At 68.4% G+C, this 4,069-nt stretch carries 4 protein-coding genes; all 4 read right to left on the reverse strand.

Annotation, left to right across the window (positions count from 1 at the left end):
* Positions 1 to 48: 48 nt before the first annotated feature.
* Complete coding sequence (gene rseP, locus AC1DY5_RS45055; protein ID WP_478120896.1) at positions 49 to 1,419, reverse strand: RIP metalloprotease RseP; 1,371 nt, start codon at positions 1,417 to 1,419, stop codon at positions 49 to 51.
* Positions 1,420 to 1,444: 25 nt separating this feature from the next.
* Positions 1,445 to 2,632 (reverse strand): 1-deoxy-D-xylulose-5-phosphate reductoisomerase, encoded by a 1,188-nt coding sequence (ispC, locus tag AC1DY5_RS45060; RefSeq protein WP_478120897.1) that lies wholly within the window; start codon positions 2,630 to 2,632, stop codon positions 1,445 to 1,447.
* Positions 2,629 to 3,474, reverse strand: coding sequence for a phosphatidate cytidylyltransferase (locus AC1DY5_RS45065; protein ID WP_478120898.1), 846 nt, complete (start codon positions 3,472 to 3,474; stop codon positions 2,629 to 2,631). The genes ispC and AC1DY5_RS45065 overlap by 4 nt, the downstream gene beginning before the upstream one ends.
* 4 nt (positions 3,475 to 3,478) lie before the next feature.
* On the reverse strand, positions 3,479 to 4,069 hold a 591-nt coding region (gene uppS / locus AC1DY5_RS45070), incomplete at its 5' end, for a polyprenyl diphosphate synthase (RefSeq protein WP_478120899.1).

The following is a 4,069-nucleotide window of genomic DNA, read 5'->3' on the forward strand; positions in this document are numbered from 1 at the left end:
GTGTTCATCTGTGAATTGGGCCAAGGCCCGAAAGGGCTGGCAGAAAAATTAACCAAAGAGCCGCGTGACGTCGTTGAAGAGTGCGATCGACATCATGACCAGCAGCAGCGCGACACCGCCGCGCTGAAACCTTTCCATCCAGGCGTCGGAGACGCTCTTGCCGGTCAGGCCCTCCCAAAGATAATACATCAGGTGTCCACCATCGAGGACCGGCAGCGGCATCAGGTTCAACACCCCGAGGCTCACGCTGATCAGGGCCAGGAACACCATGTACTGGGTCAGTCCCAGGCTGGCGGACTTGCCGGCGTAGTCGGCGATCGTGAGCGGCCCGCTGAGGTTCTTCAGAGAGGCCTCGCCGATCACCATCTTGCCCATCATGCGCACGGTGAGCGTCGACACTTCCCAGGTGCGGACCACGCCGCGCCAGAGGCCGTCGACCACGCCCTGGCGCACCAGCACCATCTCGGGCGGCGCGCCAACATAGGCGCCGATGCGGCCGATCTTGCCGGCAGGCTCGTCGCGGACCTCCGGCGTGACATCGACGCGGATCGACTGACCACTGCGCTCGACTTGCCAGGCTTGAGTGCGCGGCTGGCCGGCATCGACCGAGGCCCTGATCGCCTCGCGCAGCTGCAGGCCATCGACGATTGGCGTCGCACCCACCGAGCGCACCAGGTCGCCGTTGCGCAGGCCGGCACGCTCAGCAGCGCTGCCAGCCATCACCTCRCCGATTTCGGGGCGAGTCATCGGCGCGACGACTCCTATCTTGCGGAACATCTGCGCATCCGCATCCTTGGCCTCGATGCGACTCAGCGGCAGGACCAGCTCGCGCGCCGGCCGGCCGCCCTGGTCCGCGATTTCCAGCGTCAGGTCGCGACCGTCGAGGGCGCCGCGCGTCATGCGCCAGCGCAGGTCCTCGAAGGATTGAACGGGCTCCAGCTGGCCGTCGAAGCCGGCCCGCGCGATGTGTTCGCCGCCCTGCAGTCCCGCCTGTTCGGCCAGCGATGCCGCCACCGGACGGGCCAGCGTCGCAGCCGGCTCCTGGACACCGATCCAGTTGACCAGGGTGTAGAGCACGACCGCCAGCAGCAGGTTGGCGATCGGGCCGGCGGCAACGATCGCGGCGCGAGAGCGAAGGGGTTGGGTATTGAAAGCCCGATGGCGCTCCTCGGGGGGCACCGGCCCCTCGCGCTCGTCGAGCATCTTGACGTAGCCGCCGATCGGAAAGGCGCCGATCACGAACTCGGTGTTCTGGCCCGGATGCTGGCGCTTCGGCTGCCAACGATAGAGCGTCTTGCCGAAGCCGACGGAGAAACGCAGCACCTTGACGCCGCAGGCGACCGCGACCCGGTAGTGCCCGTATTCGTGCACGGCGATCAGCAGGCCGAGCGCGACGATGAAGGCGACGACTGTGAGCATCGAAATTTCCCGAGGATGAATCGGATCAGGTCGCGAAACGAAGCGCCGCGGCACGGGCCGCGGCACGGGCGCTGGCGTCCAGGTCGAGCAGGTCCGCGAGCGACGAGGGGTTGGAGGGCCGGACAAGCTCCAAAGTTTCCAGGTTGACCGCATGAATCCGGTCGAAGCGCAGCCGCCGGTCGAGGAAGGCCTCGACCGCCACTTCATTGGCCGCGTTCAGCACCGCCGCGGTCCCGGGCGCCGCCCGCAGGGCATGCCATGCCAGGTGCAGCCCCGGGAACCGCAGCGCGTCGGCGTCCTCGAAGCTCAGGTCCGCCAGCGAGGCGAAGTCCAGCTTGCCGGCGCCGCTCTCGATGCGCTCCGGCCAGGCCAGGCCACAGGCGATCGGCACCCGCATATCCGGCGTGCCGAGCTGTGCGATCACCGATGAATCCTGAAACTGCACCATCGAGTGGATGATCTGCTGCGGGTGGATGACCACCTTGACCTGCTCGGGCGTCAGGTCGAACAGCCAGCGGGCCTCGATCACTTCGAGGGCCTTGTTCATCATGGTCGCCGAGTCGACGGAAATCTTGCGCCCCATCGAGAAGTTCGGATGGGCGCAGGCCTGCTCGGGCGTGATCTCGGCCAGTGTTCGCGGATCTCGCTGCCGGAACGGACCGCCGGAGGCCGTCAGCAGGACGTGGTCGACGCGCTCGGCCCAGGTCCGACGATCCTCGGGCAGGCACTGGAAGATCGCCGAGTGCTCGCTGTCGATCGGCAGCAAGGTCGCGCCGCCTTCCTGCACCGTGCGCATGAACAACTCGCCGCCGACCACCAGCGCCTCCTTGTTGGCGAGCAACAGCCGCTTGCCGGCCCGCGCCGCCGCCAGGCACGGACCCAGCCCGGCGGCACCGACGATGGCCGCCATCACGGCATCGGCCTGCTGGTGGGAGGCGATCTCCTCGATGCCGCCCTCGCCGCTCAGCACGCGCGTCGGCAAGCCGCTCGCCTTCAGCTTGTCGGCCAGAAGTGCGGCATGCGGCGCGCTCGCCATCACGGCGAACTGCGGCGAAAAATGCACGCACTGCGCGAACAGTTCGTCCACCCGGGTCGCCGCCGAGAGCGCGAAGACCTCGAAGCGATCGGGATGGCGCGCGATCACGTCGAGCGTGCTGACGCCGACGGACCCGGTCGAACCGAGCACCGTGACGCGTTGTCTGATTGGATTCATAGGAAAGCCAGCATCATGGCGATCGGCAGCGTGGGCAGCAAGGCGTCGATCCGGTCGAGGACGCCGCCGTGGCCGGGCAGCAGGGCGCTGCTGTCCTTGGCGCCCGCGCTGCGCTTGATCAGCGACTCGACCAGGTCGCCGACCACGCTCATGGCCGCCATGAAGACCACGCCGATCAGCAGCAGCCACCAACCCCGTTCGGCCAGCCGCGTGTAGAGGCTGGCGACCGTCGCCTGAGCGGCCGAGTCGCTCCAGGCCCAGGCCAGCGCGAGCACGACCACGCCGGCCATGCCGCCCCAGACGCCCTCCCAGCTCTTGCCGGGACTGATGGTCGGCGCCAGCTTGTTGCGGGTGAACTTGAGCCCGAAGGCGCGGCCGGCGAAATACGCGAAGACGTCCGCGACCCAGACCAGCACCAGGATCGAGAGCAGAAAATTGATGCCCACCATGCGAGCCTGCACCGCCGCCAGCCAGGCCACCCAGAGGGCGAGGAGGCCGCCGACCAGGCGCAGCCCCTTGGGCACCCGCGGCCAGCCCGGAACCGCCACCCGAAGCAGCGCGGCGCCGCCGAGCACCCAGCCTGCGCTGGCGACGATCCAGACGCCGAGCAAGGGGCGCTCGAGCAGGCCGAGCCACCAGGACAGCGCACACAGCAGCACCGTCTCTGCGCCCAGGAACAGCGACATCCGCGGGCCGTAGTCGTTGAGGCGGCCCCACTCCCAGGCCGCGGCCCCGATCAGCGCCAGCATCACGCAGGCGAAGGGCACGTGCGAAGGATAGAAGAGCGCGGGCAGCAGGATCGCCAGCAGGACGATCGCAGTGATGATGCGTTGTTTGAGCATGCGCTCAGGCGACTCGCTGATCGCCCAGACCGCCGGCGCCGAGCTGCTCGGAAGTCTGGCCGTAGCGGCGCTCGCGGCGCTGGAACGCGGCGATGGCTTCGTCGAGCGCCGCCTCGTCGAACTCGGGCCACAGGCGGTCGCTGAAGAACAGTTCCGCATAGGCGCTCTGCCAGAGCAGGAAGTTCGACAAGCGCTGTTCGCCCCCGGTGCGGATGAACAAATCGGGGTCGGGCACGTGCGCGAGCGCCATGGCGCGGTCGAGGTTGGCCTCGGTCAGGGGCTGGCCGTGGGCGGCCACCTGGGCTGCGGCACGGGCGATGTCCCAGCGGCCGCCATAGTTGAAGCAAACATTGAGAACCAGCCGGGTGTTGTGCGCCGTCGCGGTTTCGGCCTGGACCAGGCCGGCGATCATCTTGTCGGACAGCCCGCCGCGCTCGCCGACGAAGTGCAGCCGGACGCCGTCCTGGCTCAGCTTCGGCACCTCGCGGCTCAGTGCCCCGACCATCAGGTCCATCAGGCCTGACACTTCCTCGACCGGCCGGTTCCAGTTCTCGGACGAAAAGGCGAACACGGTGAGCACCGCGACGTTGCGGGC

It is taken from the genome of Variovorax sp. P4_D9 (genome assembly GCF_056401695.1).

Bases quoted from the DNA above. Each gene is read 5' to 3' on its own strand.
- ispC (WP_478120897.1), bottom strand. From the start codon at position 2,632: ATGAATCCAATCAGACAACGCGTCACGGTGCTCGGTTCGACCGGGTCC.
- AC1DY5_RS45065 (WP_478120898.1), bottom strand. From the start codon at position 3,474: ATGCTCAAACAACGCATCATCACTGCGATCGTCCTGCTGGCGATCCTG.